Origin of the sequence: Pseudomonas sp. NFACC14 (assembly GCF_900106885.1) — a bacterium.
GTDB classification, from domain to species: Bacteria; Pseudomonadota; Gammaproteobacteria; order Pseudomonadales; family Pseudomonadaceae; genus Aquipseudomonas; species Aquipseudomonas fluorescens_AA.
This window is the reverse complement of record NZ_FNOA01000013.1, coordinates 108,299-121,952: the sequence shown is the minus strand read 5'-3', so window position 1 is coordinate 121,952 and position 13,654 is coordinate 108,299. Positions and strand designations below refer to the sequence as shown.

General features: G+C 62.2%; 12 protein-coding genes. 6 read left to right on the top strand and 6 right to left on the bottom strand.

Going from position 1 to position 13,654, the window contains the following annotated elements; genetic code table 11:
• The first annotated feature begins 297 nt into the window (after window positions 1–297).
• A complete protein-coding gene (gene cysZ / locus BLU85_RS19520) occupies window positions 298–1,053 on the top strand; it encodes a sulfate transporter CysZ (RefSeq protein ID WP_092202561.1) in 756 nt (251 codons plus the stop codon).
• Between the two features lie 39 nt (window positions 1,054–1,092).
• The gene (locus tag BLU85_RS19515; protein WP_092202559.1) at window positions 1,093–2,292 is read left to right on the top strand and encodes a glycosyltransferase family 4 protein; all 1,200 of its coding nucleotides are present in this window, start codon (window positions 1,093–1,095) and stop codon (window positions 2,290–2,292) included.
• Window positions 2,293–2,429: 137 nt separating this feature from the next.
• Here BLU85_RS19515 and BLU85_RS19510 read toward each other — a convergent pair whose 3' ends face one another.
• From BLU85_RS19510 to BLU85_RS19500, 3 genes are all read right to left on the bottom strand, one after another.
• Window positions 2,430–3,533: an NADH:flavin oxidoreductase gene (locus BLU85_RS19510; RefSeq protein WP_092202557.1), complete on the bottom strand. Its 1,104-nt coding sequence runs from the start codon at window positions 3,531–3,533 to the stop codon at window positions 2,430–2,432.
• Window positions 3,534–3,857: 324 nt separating this feature from the next.
• Window positions 3,858–4,340 carry a glutathione peroxidase gene (locus tag BLU85_RS19505; protein ID WP_072409398.1) on the bottom strand — a complete coding sequence of 161 codons (483 nt, stop codon included), beginning with the start codon at window positions 4,338–4,340 and terminating at the stop codon, window positions 3,858–3,860.
• Between the two features lie 114 nt (window positions 4,341–4,454).
• Window positions 4,455–4,940 carry an FKBP-type peptidyl-prolyl cis-trans isomerase gene (locus tag BLU85_RS19500; protein WP_060740684.1) on the bottom strand — a complete coding sequence of 162 codons (486 nt, stop codon included), beginning with the start codon at window positions 4,938–4,940 and terminating at the stop codon, window positions 4,455–4,457.
• On the opposite strand from BLU85_RS19500, the gene BLU85_RS19495 reads away from it, so the two are divergent.
• The 3 genes from BLU85_RS19495 to BLU85_RS19485 are packed head-to-tail and all read left to right on the top strand — an operon-like array spanning window position 4,909 to window position 8,316.
• The gene (locus BLU85_RS19495; protein WP_060740683.1) at window positions 4,909–5,247 is read left to right on the top strand and encodes a DUF3565 domain-containing protein; all 339 of its coding nucleotides are present in this window, start codon (window positions 4,909–4,911) and stop codon (window positions 5,245–5,247) included. The genes BLU85_RS19500 and BLU85_RS19495 overlap by 32 nt on opposite strands.
• 60 nt (window positions 5,248–5,307) lie before the next feature.
• Entirely contained in the window at window positions 5,308–7,407 is a 2,100-nt protein-coding gene (gene pta / locus BLU85_RS19490) for a phosphate acetyltransferase (RefSeq protein ID WP_092202555.1), read from the top strand.
• Entirely contained in the window at window positions 7,408–8,316 is a 909-nt protein-coding gene (locus BLU85_RS19485) for an acyltransferase (RefSeq protein ID WP_092202553.1), read from the top strand.
• A gap of 183 nt (window positions 8,317–8,499) precedes the next feature.
• On the opposite strand, the gene cysN is transcribed toward BLU85_RS19485, so the two are convergent.
• The 3 genes from cysN to BLU85_RS19470 form a co-directional block, all read right to left on the bottom strand.
• Entirely contained in the window at window positions 8,500–10,398 is a 1,899-nt protein-coding gene (gene cysN, locus BLU85_RS19480; RefSeq protein WP_092202551.1) for a sulfate adenylyltransferase subunit CysN, read from the bottom strand.
• Between the two features lie 9 nt (window positions 10,399–10,407).
• Window positions 10,408–11,325: a sulfate adenylyltransferase subunit CysD gene (gene cysD / locus BLU85_RS19475; RefSeq protein WP_003178041.1), complete on the bottom strand. Its 918-nt coding sequence runs from the start codon at window positions 11,323–11,325 to the stop codon at window positions 10,408–10,410.
• Between the two features lie 252 nt (window positions 11,326–11,577).
• Window positions 11,578–12,336 (bottom strand): Nif3-like dinuclear metal center hexameric protein, encoded by a 759-nt coding sequence (locus tag BLU85_RS19470; RefSeq protein ID WP_092202549.1) that lies wholly within the window; start codon window positions 12,334–12,336, stop codon window positions 11,578–11,580.
• Between the two features lie 103 nt (window positions 12,337–12,439).
• Between BLU85_RS19470 and algW the strand changes: the two genes are divergently transcribed.
• Window positions 12,440–13,600 carry a Do family serine endopeptidase AlgW gene (gene algW / locus BLU85_RS19465; RefSeq protein WP_092202547.1) on the top strand — a complete coding sequence of 387 codons (1,161 nt, stop codon included), beginning with the start codon at window positions 12,440–12,442 and terminating at the stop codon, window positions 13,598–13,600.
• Window positions 13,601–13,654: the final 54 nt, after the last annotated feature.

Genomic DNA, 13,654 nt, shown 5'->3' with positions numbered 1-13,654 from the left:
GACCGGACCTCGCGGGCCGGAACGCCGGGTGAGCGGCGTGAATAAAAAAGGACCGTTGACGCACTTGGGGAAGGCTTGGGTTCGACAGTCCTGGAAAAGAATGGGTGCAGCGTATCGAGGGAGCGAAGATTAAGGAAATACGGTTTAACAATCCAGCTCATAGGTGAGCTCTATCCGCAGCGGCCCCTTCAATAGGCGCATTCGCTGCCATAAAGGTTGTTACGCGCCATGTCGCCGCTTTCCCGCGTAGGGTAAAGCCGGTAAGGTCGGCGCGTTCACCTTCGCTCGGAGTCACCTATGCCCGCCCCCGTCCTGTCCGGCCCGCAATATTTGCGAGAAGGCCTCAAGCTGGTCCTGAGCCCGGGCCTGCGTCTGTTCGTACTCTTGCCCCTGGCGATCAACCTGGTGCTGTTCGTCGGATTGATCTACCTGGCCGGCCATCAATTCAGCCTGTGGGTCGATACGCTGATGCCGTCGCTGCCAGAGTGGCTGGGTTTCCTCAGCTATGTGCTCTGGCCACTGTTCGTGGTGCTCGTCGTGCTGATGGTGTTCTTTACCTTCACCATGCTCGCCAACATCATCGCCGCGCCGTTCAACGGTTTTCTCGCGGAAAAAGTCGAAGTGGTCATCCGTGGCACCGACGACTTCCCGGCCTTCAGCTGGGCCGAATTGATTGCCATGATCCCCCGGACCCTCGGTCGGGAAGCGCGCAAGCTCGGCTATTTCCTGCCCCGCGCCCTGGGGTTGTTCGTGCTGTCGTTCATCCCCGTGGTCAATCTGGTGGCGGCACCGCTGTGGCTGCTGTTCGGCGTGTGGATGATGGCGATCCAGTACATCGACTACCCGGCGGACAACCACAAGCTGGGCTGGAACGAAATGCTCGCCTGGCTGCGGGAAAAACGCTGGCAGAGCCTGGGTTTTGGCGGCAGCGTGTACCTGGTGCTGCTGATCCCGGTGGTGAACATCCTGATGATGCCGGCGGCGGTGGCCGGGGCGACCTTGTTCTGGGTGCGCGAGCAAGGCGCCGAGACGGCCTTGGCCCGTCAGGGCTGAGCCGTCACAAATCCATCATCCTGGCGTCACAATGACGAAATGGCCCCGGTCGACACTGGGGTCATGACCACACCCCTGCACATTACCCTGATCACCGAAACCTTCCCGCCGGAAATCAATGGCGTGGCCAATACCTTGGGCCGTCTGTACGACGGCTTGCGCGCCCGCGGGCATCAGGTCGAGTTGATACGGCCTCGCCAGGCCGACGACTTGCGCCAAGCCAGTGACGAACAGTTGCTGCTGTGCCGGGGGTGGCCGCTGCCGGGCTATCCGGGCTTGCAATGGGGCCAGGCGTCGATGCACAAGCTGCTCAGGCGCTGGAAACGTCATCGTCCGGACGTGCTCTACATCGCCACGGAGGGACCGCTGGGTTTGTCGGCGCTGCGGGCGGCACGACGCCTGGGCATCTCGGTGGTCAGTGGTTTCCACACCAATTTCCAGCAATACACCCAACAGTACGGCCTCGGGCTGTTGAGCCGCGTGCTCACCCATTACCTGCGCTGGTTTCACAACCGCTCCAGCCTGACCCTGGTGCCCAGTCTCAGCCAGCGCCTGGAACTGGAACGACGGCATTTCGAGCGCGTGGCGTTGTTGTCCCGCGGCGTGGACAGCCAACTGTTCCATCCGGTCAAGCGCTCGCCGAGCCTGCGCGAAGCGTGGGGCCTGGGCGACGACGACATCGCCGTGCTCCATGTCGGACGCCTGGCACCGGAAAAAAACCTGGGGCTGCTCAAGCGCAGTTTCGAGACGCTGTGCAGCGCTTTTGCGGGGCGACGGATGAAGCTGGTGGTGGTCGGTGACGGCCCGCAGCGGTCCGAGCTGGAACAGGCATTGCCCGAGGCGATCTTTTGCGGCTCGCAACGCGGTGAGGCGCTGGCCAGCCACTATGCTTCCGGGGATGTGTTTGTCTTTCCGAGCCTGACCGAAACCTTCGGTAACGTGGTGTTGGAGGCGCTGGCGTCCGGGCTGGGTGTGGTGGCCTACGATCAGGCCGCGGCTGCGCAACACATTCGCCACGGCTATAACGGCGTGCTGGCGATGCCGGGGGATGAAGAGGCGTTCTGCGATGCCGCCCGTTGGCTGCTGGAGGAGCGCGAGACCTTACGTTGCGTGCGGCTCAATGCTCGCCAGCATGCCAGTCGCCAGGGTTGGGCGGCGGTGATCGAGCAATTTGAAGCGCAGCTGCGAGGGGTTTGCGTGGGTGAGCAGGTGATGCCTGTTGCGCCGACTGTGCGCTGATTGTTCGGTGATGTTCAGGCCGCCATCGCGAGCAAGCTCGCTCCCACAAGGGATCTCGGTCTCACACAAGTAATGTGTCCACTGAAGATCCAATGTGGGAGCGAGCTTGCTCGCGATAGCGTCAGATCGGGCGCCGCTTAAACCAACGTCATCAACGCCTCGCGACTGAACGGCAAGATCTCCTGCTCCCGCCCTTCACGGACTTTTTGCGCCCAGTCCGGATCCACCAACAGCGCACGCCCTACCGCCACCAGGTCGAACTCATCGTTGTTCAAGCGCTCCAGCAGCTTTTCCAGGCTGGCCGGTTGCGCGACTTTGTCGGTGTTGACCATGAACTGCAGGAACTCGCCATCCAGGCCGACGCTGCCGACCGTGATGGTGGGCTTGCCGGTGAGCTTGCGGGTCCAGCCGGCCAGGTTCAGCTCGGAACCTTCGAACTCCGGCTCCCAGAAGCGCCGTGTCGAGCAGTGGAAAATGTCCACGCCCGCCTCGGACAACGGCTTGAGGAATTCGCCCAAGGCTTCGGGGGTCTGCACCAGACGCGCGGTGTAATCCTGCTGCTTCCATTGGGAAAAGCGGAAAATGATCGGGAACCCCTCGCCCACCGCCGCCCGCACGGCACGGATCAATTCGATCGCGAAGCGCGAGCGGTTGGCCAGGCTGCCGCCATAACCGTCAGTGCGCTGGTTGCTGCCTTCCCAGAAGAACTGGTCCACCAGGTAGCCGTGGGCGCCGTGGATTTCCACCCCGTCCATGCCGATGCTCTGGGCGTCTTTCGCCGCCTGGGCAAACGCAGCGATGACCTCGTCGATATCGGCCTGGGTCATGCCGTGGACCACCACCTGGCCGTCCTTGAGTTTTTCGCTCGGACCATAGCCGGGCACATTGGCGTCCGGCTCGGTGCCGATGCGTCGCACACTGCCCACGTGCCACAACTGTGGAACGATCTTGCCGCCTTCGGCATGCACCGCATCGACCACCTGCTTCCAACCGGCCAGCGCGGCGTCGCCGTAGAAATGCGGCACATTCGGATAACCGTTGGACGCCTTGTGCCCGACCGTCGTGCCTTCGGTGATGATCAGGCCGACCCCGGCCGCCGCGCGGCGACGGTAGTACTCGACCACCTTGGCGTTCGGCACGCCGCCCGGAGAAAAGGAACGGGTCATCGGCGCCATCACCACCCGGGTTGGCAACTCGAACGCGCCGAGGTGGAAGGGTTTGAACAGGGCTTTTGCAGGCATGGGGCACTCCACGGGACGAAGTCACAGGTCGGATATGACGACGATAATATGGAGCATGGAAGGCGCTGGGTAGCACTATTGATTTGAATGATTAAGGATCAGAAGAAAGCGCTGAGGGGCGCTCAACCAGAACCCCCGTGGCGAGGGAGCTTGCTCCCGCTGGATTGGTAGGAGCTGCCGAAGGCTGCGATCTTTTGATCTTTCGCTGGAAACTCAAGTGTCTGGGGAAAGATCGCAGCCTCGTTGCACTCGACAGCTCCTACGGGCACAGCCCAGCGGGAGCAGCTCCCTCGCCACAGAGTGATTGTCACAACTTCCTGGGGATCAACCCAGCGCTTTTTCGATCGCCTGGATCACCGTGGGATCATCCGGCGCCGTACGCGGCGAAAAGCGCGCCAGCACCCGGCCGTCCTTGCCGAGCAGGAACTTTTCGAAGTTCCAGGTAATGTCCCCGGGAAACTCGGCCCCCTCGCCCGCCAGCAGGCGGTACAACTGATGACGATCATGACCGTTCACGTCCAGCTTGCTGGACAGCGGGAACGTCACGCCGTAGTTGAGGCTGCAGAATTCCTGGATTTCCTGCTCGGTCCCCGGCTCTTGCCCGGCGAACTGATTGCAGGGCAGGCCCAGCACACTGAACCCCTTGTCCTTGTATTGCTGGTAGAGATTTTCCAGCGCCGCGTACTGAGGCGTCAGGCCACATTTGGAGGCGACGTTGACCACCAGCACGACTTGCCCCTTGAACGGCGCCAGAGCAAGCTCCTGACCATCCAGGGCTTTGAGTTTAAGGTCGTGGAAAGCACTCATGACGAACTCCAGGTTTGCGGATCTTTTCGAAACAGCCATGGGTGATGCTAACAGCAAGCGACTAAAAAGGCGCCATAGGGCGCCTCTCCAGTCAACTTGAGCGTAGCGCACAAATCAATGGTGATGGCCACCTTCGCCATGGACGTGACCATGGGCGATCTCTTCCTGGCTGGCGTCACGGATGTCGACGATCTTGACCTTGAAGTTCAAGCGCTGGCCAGCCAACGGGTGGTTGCCGTCAACGGTGACGTCATCGCCTTCCAGGTCGCGGATGGTGACGATCTGCATCTGGCCATCGGGTGCCGAGGCGTGGAACTGCATGCCCACTTCCAGCTCATCCACGCCTTCGAACATGCTACGGCTCAGGGTGCTGACCAGTTCGGCGGAGTATTCGCCGTAAGCGTCTTCCGGCTCGACGGCAACGTTCAGGTCGTCACCGACCGCTTTACCTTCCAGGGCTTTTTCCAAGCCCGGGATGATGTTGCCTGCGCCATGCAGGTAGACCAGCGGAGCGCCGCCGGCAGAGCTGTCGATGACCTCACCAGCGTCGTTGGTCAGGGTATAGTCGATGGAGACAGCCTTATTGGCGGCGATCAGCATGGGGCGAGACCTTTTGCATAAGAATGAAGAACGGACAAGTCTAAACAAGGATTTGCCCGAAAGCGAACGGAACCCGGACAAACGGGCCTGCTCGAACAGACCGACGGTCACCGGTTTGCATCAGGATGAGGACGGGCACTGGGTGGCCGAGCTGTCCTGCGGCCATACCCAGCACCTGCGCCACCAGCCACCCTGGCAGTCCCGGGCCTGGGTACTGGACCCTGTGCAACGTATTGAAAAAATAGGCCAGCCCTTTGCTTGCGGCTGGTGCGCTCAAGGCCCGGTTAGCGATAACCTTGGCGACTGAATTGTGGGTAGACGGCCAGTCATAGGCCGCGCCATTGCCATGCTCCTTTAGAGAATCCGCATGCAAACTTTTTTTATCGCACCCACCGATTTTGGTGTGGGCCTGACCTCCATCAGCCTCGGGCTGGTGCGTACCCTCGAACGGGCCGGGCTGAAAGTCGGCTTTTTCAAACCCATTGCCCAGCCGCATCCCGGCGACACCGGGCCGGAGCGTTCCACCGAGCTGGTGGCCCGCACCCATGGCCTCAAGCCTCCGCAGCCCCTGGGCCTGGCGCACGTCGAGCGCATGCTCGGCGACGGCCAGCTCGATGAGCTGCTGGAAGAAATCATCACCCTTTACCAGCAAGCGGCCATCGGCAAGGACGTGCTGGTCGTTGAAGGCATGGTCCCGACCCGCAACGCCAGCTACGCCGCCCGGGTCAACCTGCACCTGGCCAAGAGCCTCGACGCCGAGGTCATCCTGGTGTCGGCACCGGAGAACGAAGTGCTGACCGAGCTTTCCGGGCGGGTGGAGTTGCAGGCGCAGCTGTTCGGCGGGCCGAAGGACCCGAAAGTCCTCGGGGTGATCCTGAACAAGGTCCGCACCGAGGAAAGCATGGAGGCGTTTTCCGCACGGCTCAAGGAGCACTCGCCCTTGCTGCGCAGCGGCGATTTCCGCCTGCTCGGTTGCATCCCGTTTCGCCCCGAACTCAATGCACCGCGCACCCGCGACGTGGCCGACCTGATGGGCGCCCAAGTGCTCAATGCCGGCGACTACGAAACCCGGCGCATGAGCAACATCATCATTTGCGCCCGCACCATGCGCAACACGGTGGAACTGCTCAAGCCCGGCGTGCTGGTGGTGACCCCCGGCGATCGCGACGACATCATCCTCGCCGTGAGCCTGGCGGCGATCAACGGCGTGCCACTGGCCGGCCTGCTGCTGACCAGCGACACCCTGCCCGACCCACGCATCATGGACCTGTGCCGCGGCGCCTTGCAGGCAGGGTTACCGGTGCTGTCGGTGAGCACCGGCTCCTATGACACCGCCAACCTGCTCAACGGCCTGAACAAGGAAATTCCCATCGATGACCGCGAACGTGCGGAGATCATCACCGATTTCGTCGCCAGCCACCTGGACGCCAAATGGCTGCACCAGCGCTGCGGCACACCGCGGGAAATGCGCTTGTCGCCGGCGGTGTTCCGCTATCAGTTGATCCAGCGCGCCCAAGCCGCCAACAAACGCATCGTGCTGCCCGAAGGCAGCGAACCGCTGACCGTCCAGGCCGCCGCCATTTGCCAGGCCCGGGGCATTGCCCGCTGCGTGTTGCTGGCCAAACCGGCCGACGTCGAAGCGGTGGCCCGCGCCCAAGGCATCGAGCTGCCGCCGGGGCTGGAGATTCTCGACCCGGATTCGATTCGCGAGCGTTATGTCGAACCGATGGTGAGGTTGCGCAAGAGCAAAAGCCTGAACGCGCCGATGGCCGAGCAGCAACTGGAAGACACCGTGGTCATCGGCACCATGATGCTGGCCCTGGATGAAGTGGACGGGCTGGTATCCGGGGTCATCCACTCCACCGCAAACACCATCCGCCCCGCGTTGCAACTGATCAAGACCGCGCCAGGTTGCTCCCTGGTGTCCTCGGTGTTTTTCATGCTGTTTCCCGAAGAAGTGCTGGTCTACGGCGACTGTGTGATGAACCCGCACCCCAGCGCCGCGGAACTGGCGGAAATCGCCCTGCAGAGCGCCGATTCGGCCGCCGCGTTCGGCATCGTGCCGCGGGTGGCGATGCTCAGTTATTCCAGCGGCGAGTCGGCCAGTGGTGAAGAAGTGGAAAAAGTCCGTGAAGCCACCCTGCTGGCCCACGAAGCCCAGCATGGCCTGCTGATCGACGGTCCGCTGCAATACGACGCCGCCGCCAATGAAACCGTGGCGCGGCAATTGGCGCCCAACAGCCAGGTGGCCGGCCGGGCGACGGTGTTCATCTTCCCCGACCTCAACACCGGCAACACCACCCACAAGGCCGTGCAGCGCAGCGCCGATTGCGTCAGTCTCGGGCCGATGCTGCAAGGCCTGCGCAAACCGGTGAATGACTTGCCCCGCGGGGCCCAGGTCGACGACATCGTGTACACCATCGCCCTGACCGCGATCCAAGCCGCCAACCGACCTCTGGATATTTAAATGCTGGACTTCCTGCCTCCCCCTTTGCGCGGCGTCATTGCCTCGCTGCTGTTGGCGCTGAACACCATCGCCTGCTGCACGCCGCTGTTCATCGTGGCGATTTTCAAGCTGTTGCTGCCCTTCCCCGCTGCCCAGCGCTTCACCGACTGGCTGATGGGCCACATCCACGAGGCCTGGATCAGCAACAACAAGGCCTGGATGAACCTGCTGCGCCGTACCCGCTGGCACCTCAGTGGCCTGGAGGGCCTGGACTACCAGCATTCGTACCTGATCACCAGCAACCACCAGAGCTGGGTCGACATCATGGTGTTGCAGTACGTGCTGAACCGGCGCATCCGGCCATTGAAGTTCTTTCTCAAGCAGGAACTGATCTGGGTGCCGGTGATCGGCCTGGCCTGGTGGGCCCTGGGCTTCCCCTTCATGAAGCGCTATTCCAAGGCGTACCTGGAAAAACACCCGGAAAAGAAAGGCAAGGACCTGGAAACCACTCGCAAGACTTGCGCGAAGTTTCGCAACAACCCCGTGGGCATTTTCAACTTCGTCGAAGGCACGCGTTTCACCGACGGCAAGCATGCCCAGCAGCAGTCACCGTTTCGCTATCTGCTCAAGCCCAAGGCCGGTGGTATCGCGTTCGTACTCGATGCCATGGGCGAGCAACTGGAATCGATCATCAACGTAACCATTCATTACCCGGGCGGGCGTCCGGGTTATTGGGATTTGCTCTGCGGCAACGTTGGGGAAGTGGTGGTGCACTTCCAGGAACTGAAGATCCCGCCGCAGTTCATCGGCAGGAACTACGACCAGGACGGTGTGTATCGCCTGGAGTTCCAGGGCTGGATCAACCAGCTGTGGCAGGACAAGGATGCGTTGCTGGAGCAGATGCACCGCGAGTATCCCGGTCAATCCTGAGGTGTCTGTACTGGCCTCATCGCGAGCAAGCTCGCTCCCACAGGAGATGGGGGTGAGCTCCGGTCCTGTGTCCACTGACCACCCCCTGTGGGAGCGAGCTTGCTCGCGATAGCGCCCTTCCAGACAACAAAAAGCCCGCAGACGATCACTCATCCGCGGGCTTTTTACTGACAGCGGCGTTCCTTAGATCGCCCCACGCTTGCGCAGCAGATCCAGCACCTGCTTGACGCTCTCTTCCAGGGTCAGCGCCTGGGTGTCGATGACCAGGTCGGCATCCAGCGGCACGTCATACGGGAAGGACTCACCCGGGATGTTGTCGCCGGCGGCGGCATACAGCCCCTGCGGATCACGCTGGGCACATACCGTTGGCGAGGCCTGGACGTAGACCGTCAGCAGACGCTCACGGCCGATCAGGTCCTTGGCCTGCTCACGCCCTTCGGCACTCGGCGCGACGAACGCGGCGAGGGTCAGCAGGCCGGCTTCGTTGAACTGACGAGCGACATGCGCCGCACGGCGCCAGTTCTCGGTCCGTCCGGCACGATCCTGGGGCAGGCCCTTGTTCAGGTCATGGCGCAGGTTCTGGCCATCGAGGACAAAGACCGCACGACCCGAGTCGAACAACTTGCGCTCGACCGCATAGGCCAGCGTGCTTTTACCCGCGCCCGACAGGCCGCTGAACAAGACCGTGGCCGGTTGCTGGCCGAAGCGCTGGGCGCGTTCTTCCACCGACACATGGGCCAGTTTGCCGTGGTGCGTGCTGCTGCCGTGGGTCAGCGGCTGGGCGACGATCATACCGGCGCCGACCGTGCCGTTGGTCAGGCGATCGATGACGATGAAGGCGCCGGTGGTGCGGTTGCTTTCGTAACCGTCCAGGGCGATCGGCGCATCCAGGGCGATCCTCACCTTGCCGATTTCGTTGAGCTGCAGCGCGCTGGCAGGGCCTTCTTCAAGGGTGTTCACATCCACCTTGTTGACGATACTGGCAATGGAGCCCGGCACGTAGCTGGTGGCGCGCTTGATGTCGTATTTCTTGCCCGGCAGCATCGGCTCTTCGGCCATCCACACCAGCATCGCTTCGAAGCTGTCGGTGACCGGCGGAACGTTGTCGGCATGCACCAACAGGTCGCCACGGGAGATGTCGATCTCGTCTTCCATGGTCAGCGTGACCGCCTGGCCTGGACCGGCATGCTCCAGCTCGCCTTCGAAGGTGACGATGGATTTCACACGGCTGCTCTTGCCCGACGGCAGCACCACCACTTCGTCGCCCTTGTGCACGATGCCGCTGGCGAGGGTGCCGGCGAAACCGCGGAAGTTCAGGTTCGGACGGTTGACGTATTGCACCGGGAAACGCAGGTCGGTGAAGTTGCGGTCGCCCGCCACTTCCACGGTCTCGAGGATTTCCATCAGCGACTGGCCGGTGTACCACGGCGAACGCTCGGACTTGTTCACCACGTTGTCGCCCTTGAGGGCGGACATCGGCACGAAGTGCATGCTGGTGGGCTTCATCTTCAAGCCTTCGGCGAACTTCAGGTAGTCGGCCTTGATCGACTCGAACACGCCCTGGTCGAAGTCCTTGAGGTCCATCTTGTTGATGGCCACGACGATGTGCTTGATGCCCAGCAACGAGGCGATGAAGCTGTGGCGACGGGTCTGGGTCTGCACGCCGTAGCGGGCATCCACCAGGATGATCGCCAGGTCACAGGTGGAGGCACCGGTGGCCATGTTGCGGGTGTACTGCTCATGGCCGGGGGTATCGGCGATGATGAACTTGCGCTTGGCGGTGGAGAAGTAGCGGTAGGCGACATCGATGGTGATGCCCTGCTCGCGCTCGGCCTGCAGGCCGTCGACCAGCAACGCCAGGTCGATATCGTCCCCGGTGGTGCCGACTTTCTTCGAATCGCGGGTGATGGCTTCCAGGTGATCTTCGTAGATCATCTTGGAGTCGTGCAGCAGGCGCCCGATCAGGGTGCTCTTGCCGTCGTCGACGTTACCGCAGGTCAGGAAGCGCAGCAGCTCTTTACGCTCGTGCTGGCCCAGGTAGGCGAGGATGTCCTCGCTGATCAAATCAGATTGGTGCGACATGACAACCCCTTAGAAATAACCCTGACGTTTCTTATCTTCCATCGAGCCTGCGCCATCGTGGTCGATGACCCGGCCCTGGCGCTCGGAAGTTCGCGTCAGGAGCATTTCCTGAATGATGTCCGTCAGGCTCTCGGCCTCGGACTCCACCGCGCCCGTCAACGGGTAGCAGCCAAGGGTACGGAAACGCACTTTTTTCTTGACGATACGGGCTTTGTCTTCGTCGGACAGGTGCTCGAGGATGCGCTCGTCGTCGATCATGATCAGCGTGCCGTTCTTCTCGATCACCTCGCGCTCGGCGGCGAAGTACAGCGGCACGATCGGGATACCTTCGAGGTAGATGTACTGCCAGATGTCCAGCTCGGTCCAGTTCGACAGCGGGAAGACGCGGATCGACTCGCCTTTGTTGACCTTGCCGTTGTAGACGTTCCACAGTTCCGGACGCTGGTTCTTCGGGTCCCAGCGGTGCTTGCTGTCACGGAACGAGTACACGCGCTCCTTGGCGCGGGATTTCTCTTCATCGCGACGGGCACCGCCGAACGCGGCGTCGAAACCATATTTGTCCAAGGCCTGCTTGAGGCCTTCGGTCTTCATGATGTCGGTGTGCTTGGCACTGCCGTGGGTGAACGGGTTGATGCCCTGCGCCACGCCGTCCGGGTTCACATGGGTGATCAGGTCCAGGCCCAGTTCCTCGACCATGCGGTCGCGGAACTTGTACATTTCCTGGAATTTCCAGCGGGTGTCGACGTGCATCACCGGAAACGGCAGCTTGCCCGGGAAGAACGCCTTGCGTGCCAGGTGCAGCATCACGGCGGAGTCTTTACCGATGGAGTACAGCATCACCGGGTTATCGAACTCGGCGGCCACCTCGCGGATGATGTGGATGCTTTCCGCCTCCAGCTGTTTCAGATGCGTCAGTTTGTCGACCATGGCTACTCACGAAAACTTTCTTATGAACGGCCAGCGGGCCGTGTTCGAGCGGGGAATCCTAGCACAGCGACCTCTTCTAATCAGGGCGCCAACTAGATCGAAACAGCATATGGATATGCCTGGTGGTTCGGGTATTGCAACCGCTTTTTGTGGGAGCGAGCTTGCTCGCGATAGCAGTGTATCAGTCAGCACTGAGGTTGACTGACCCACCGCCATCGCGAGCAAGCTTGCTCCCACAGGGGTTATAAGCAGTCAGATGGGATTCGGGCAATCGATGAAGATGTGTTCCAGGGCAAACCGTCGCGCCAGGTAGTCACCCAGCGCCTGGACACCGTAGCGTTCGGTCGCATGATGCCCGGCGGCGATGAAGCTGATGCCGTTTTCCCGGGCGCTGTGGAAGGTCTGTTCCGATGCCTCGCCGCTGAGGTACAGGTCGACCCCGGCCAGCACCGCCTGGTCGATATAACCTTGGCCGCCACCGGTGCACCAGCCGACCCGGCGGATCATCTGCCCGCCTTCGATCAGCAAGGGCTCGCGCCCCAGGGCATCCTGGACCTTGCGCGCGAAATCCCGCGCCGTCATCGGTTCGGACAGGGAGCCGACCAGCCCGACAATCTTGGGGTTATCCGGGTCCAGTGGGCCCTCGACGGTGATGTCCAACTGGCGGGCCAGCTGCACGTTATTGCCCACCTCGGGGTGCAGGTCCAGGGGCAAGTGATAGGCCAGCAGGCTGATGTCATGCTTGAGCAACGTCTTGAGGCGACGCTGTTTCATGCCGGTGATGCAAGGATTCTCGCCCTTCCAGAAATAACCGTGATGCACCAGCACCAGGTCGGCCTCGGCCTCGACGGCAGCATCGAGCAGCGCCTGGCTGGCGGTGACACCGCTGACGATGCGCATCACCTGGGGCGCGCCTTCGACCTGCAGGCCGTTGGGGCAATAATCGGCAATCCGGCTGCTGGCCAGGTAACGGTCCGCTTCTTCAACCAGGGTGTTCAGGGCTACGGCCATAAAAGACTCCTAAATATCCCGTTCAGAGGCGCGCGCGGCCTCGTATAATGCGCGACATTATGGGCGGTCTCATACCGCCTGCAACCTTTGTAGGACATGCTTAATGCTCAAGGCGCTGCGTTTTTCCGGCTGGCCGCTGTTGGCCGGCGTGCTTGTCGCTCTACTGATTATCCAGCGCTACCCGGAATGGGTCGGCCTGCCGAGCCTCGACGTCAACCTGCAGCAGGCGCCGCAAACCAAGGCGGTGCAGCAGGGGCCCGTATCCTATGCCGACGCCGTGACCATCGCCGCGCCGGCCGTGGTGAACCTGTACACCACCAAGGTCATCAACAAGCCCAGCCATCCGCTGTTCGAAGACCCGCAATTCCGTCGTTTCTTCGGCGACAACTCGCCCAAGCAGAAACGCATGGAGTCGAGCCTGGGGTCGGGCGTGATCATGAGCCCGGAAGGCTACATCCTGACCAACAACCACGTCACCAGCGGTGCCGACCAGATCGTGGTGGCCCTCAAGGACGGCCGTGAAACCCTGGCCCGGGTGATCGGCAGCGATCCGGAAACCGACCTCGCGGTGCTGAAGATCGACCTCAAGAACCTGCCGGCCATCACCATCGGCCGCTCCGACAGCATCCGCATCGGTGACGTCGCCCTGGCCATCGGCAACCCGTTCGGCGTCGGCCAGACCGTGACCATGGGCATCATCAGCGCCACCGGGCGCAATCAGTTGGGCCTGAACAACTACGAGGACTTCATCCAGACCGACGCCGCGATCAATCCCGGCAACTCCGGCGGCGCGCTGGTGGATGCCAACGGCAACCTCACCGGGATCAACACGGCGATCTTTTCCAAGTCCGGCGGCAGCCAGGGCATCGGTTTCGCCATTCCGGTAAAGCTGGCGATGGAGGTGATGAAGTCGATCATCGAACACGGCCAGGTGATCCGTGGCTGGCTGGGCATTGAAGTCCAGCCGCTGACCCAGGAACTGGCGGAGTCCTTCGGCTTGTCCGGGCGGCCCGGCATCGTGGTGGCGGGAATTTTCCGCGACGGTCCGGCGCAGAAGGCCGGCCTGCAACTGGGCGATGTGATCCTGAGCATCGATGGTGAACCGGCCGGCGATGGCCGCCGCTCGATGAACCAGGTGGCGCGGATCAAGCCCACCGACAAGGTGACGATCCAGGTCATGCGCAACGGCAAGGAGCTCAAGCTCACCGCTGAAATCGGCCTGCGCCCACCGCCGGCGCCAATGGTGCTCAAGGAAGAGCAGTAAGCCTCCCAGTCCCATGGTGAGGGAGCTGGCTCTCGCAGGGCTCTGTAGGAGCTG

Bases quoted from the DNA above. Each gene is read 5' to 3' on its own strand.
- cysZ (WP_092202561.1), top strand. From the start codon at position 298: ATGCCCGCCCCCGTCCTGTCCGGCCCGCAATATTTGCGAGAAGGCCTC.
- BLU85_RS19515 (WP_092202559.1), top strand. From the start codon at position 1,093: ATGGCCCCGGTCGACACTGGGGTCATGACCACACCCCTGCACATTACC.
- BLU85_RS19510 (WP_092202557.1), bottom strand. From the start codon at position 3,533: ATGCCTGCAAAAGCCCTGTTCAAACCCTTCCACCTCGGCGCGTTCGAG.
- BLU85_RS19505 (WP_072409398.1), bottom strand. From the start codon at position 4,340: ATGAGTGCTTTCCACGACCTTAAACTCAAAGCCCTGGATGGTCAGGAG.
- BLU85_RS19495 (WP_060740683.1), top strand. From the start codon at position 4,909: ATGGAGACAGCCTTATTGGCGGCGATCAGCATGGGGCGAGACCTTTTG.
- BLU85_RS19500 (WP_060740684.1), bottom strand. From the start codon at position 4,940: ATGCTGATCGCCGCCAATAAGGCTGTCTCCATCGACTATACCCTGACC.
- pta (WP_092202555.1), top strand. From the start codon at position 5,308: ATGCAAACTTTTTTTATCGCACCCACCGATTTTGGTGTGGGCCTGACC.
- BLU85_RS19485 (WP_092202553.1), top strand. From the start codon at position 7,408: ATGCTGGACTTCCTGCCTCCCCCTTTGCGCGGCGTCATTGCCTCGCTG.
- cysN (WP_092202551.1), bottom strand. From the start codon at position 10,398: ATGTCGCACCAATCTGATTTGATCAGCGAGGACATCCTCGCCTACCTG.
- cysD (WP_003178041.1), bottom strand. From the start codon at position 11,325: ATGGTCGACAAACTGACGCATCTGAAACAGCTGGAGGCGGAAAGCATC.
- BLU85_RS19470 (WP_092202549.1), bottom strand. From the start codon at position 12,336: ATGGCCGTAGCCCTGAACACCCTGGTTGAAGAAGCGGACCGTTACCTG.
- algW (WP_092202547.1), top strand. From the start codon at position 12,440: ATGCTCAAGGCGCTGCGTTTTTCCGGCTGGCCGCTGTTGGCCGGCGTG.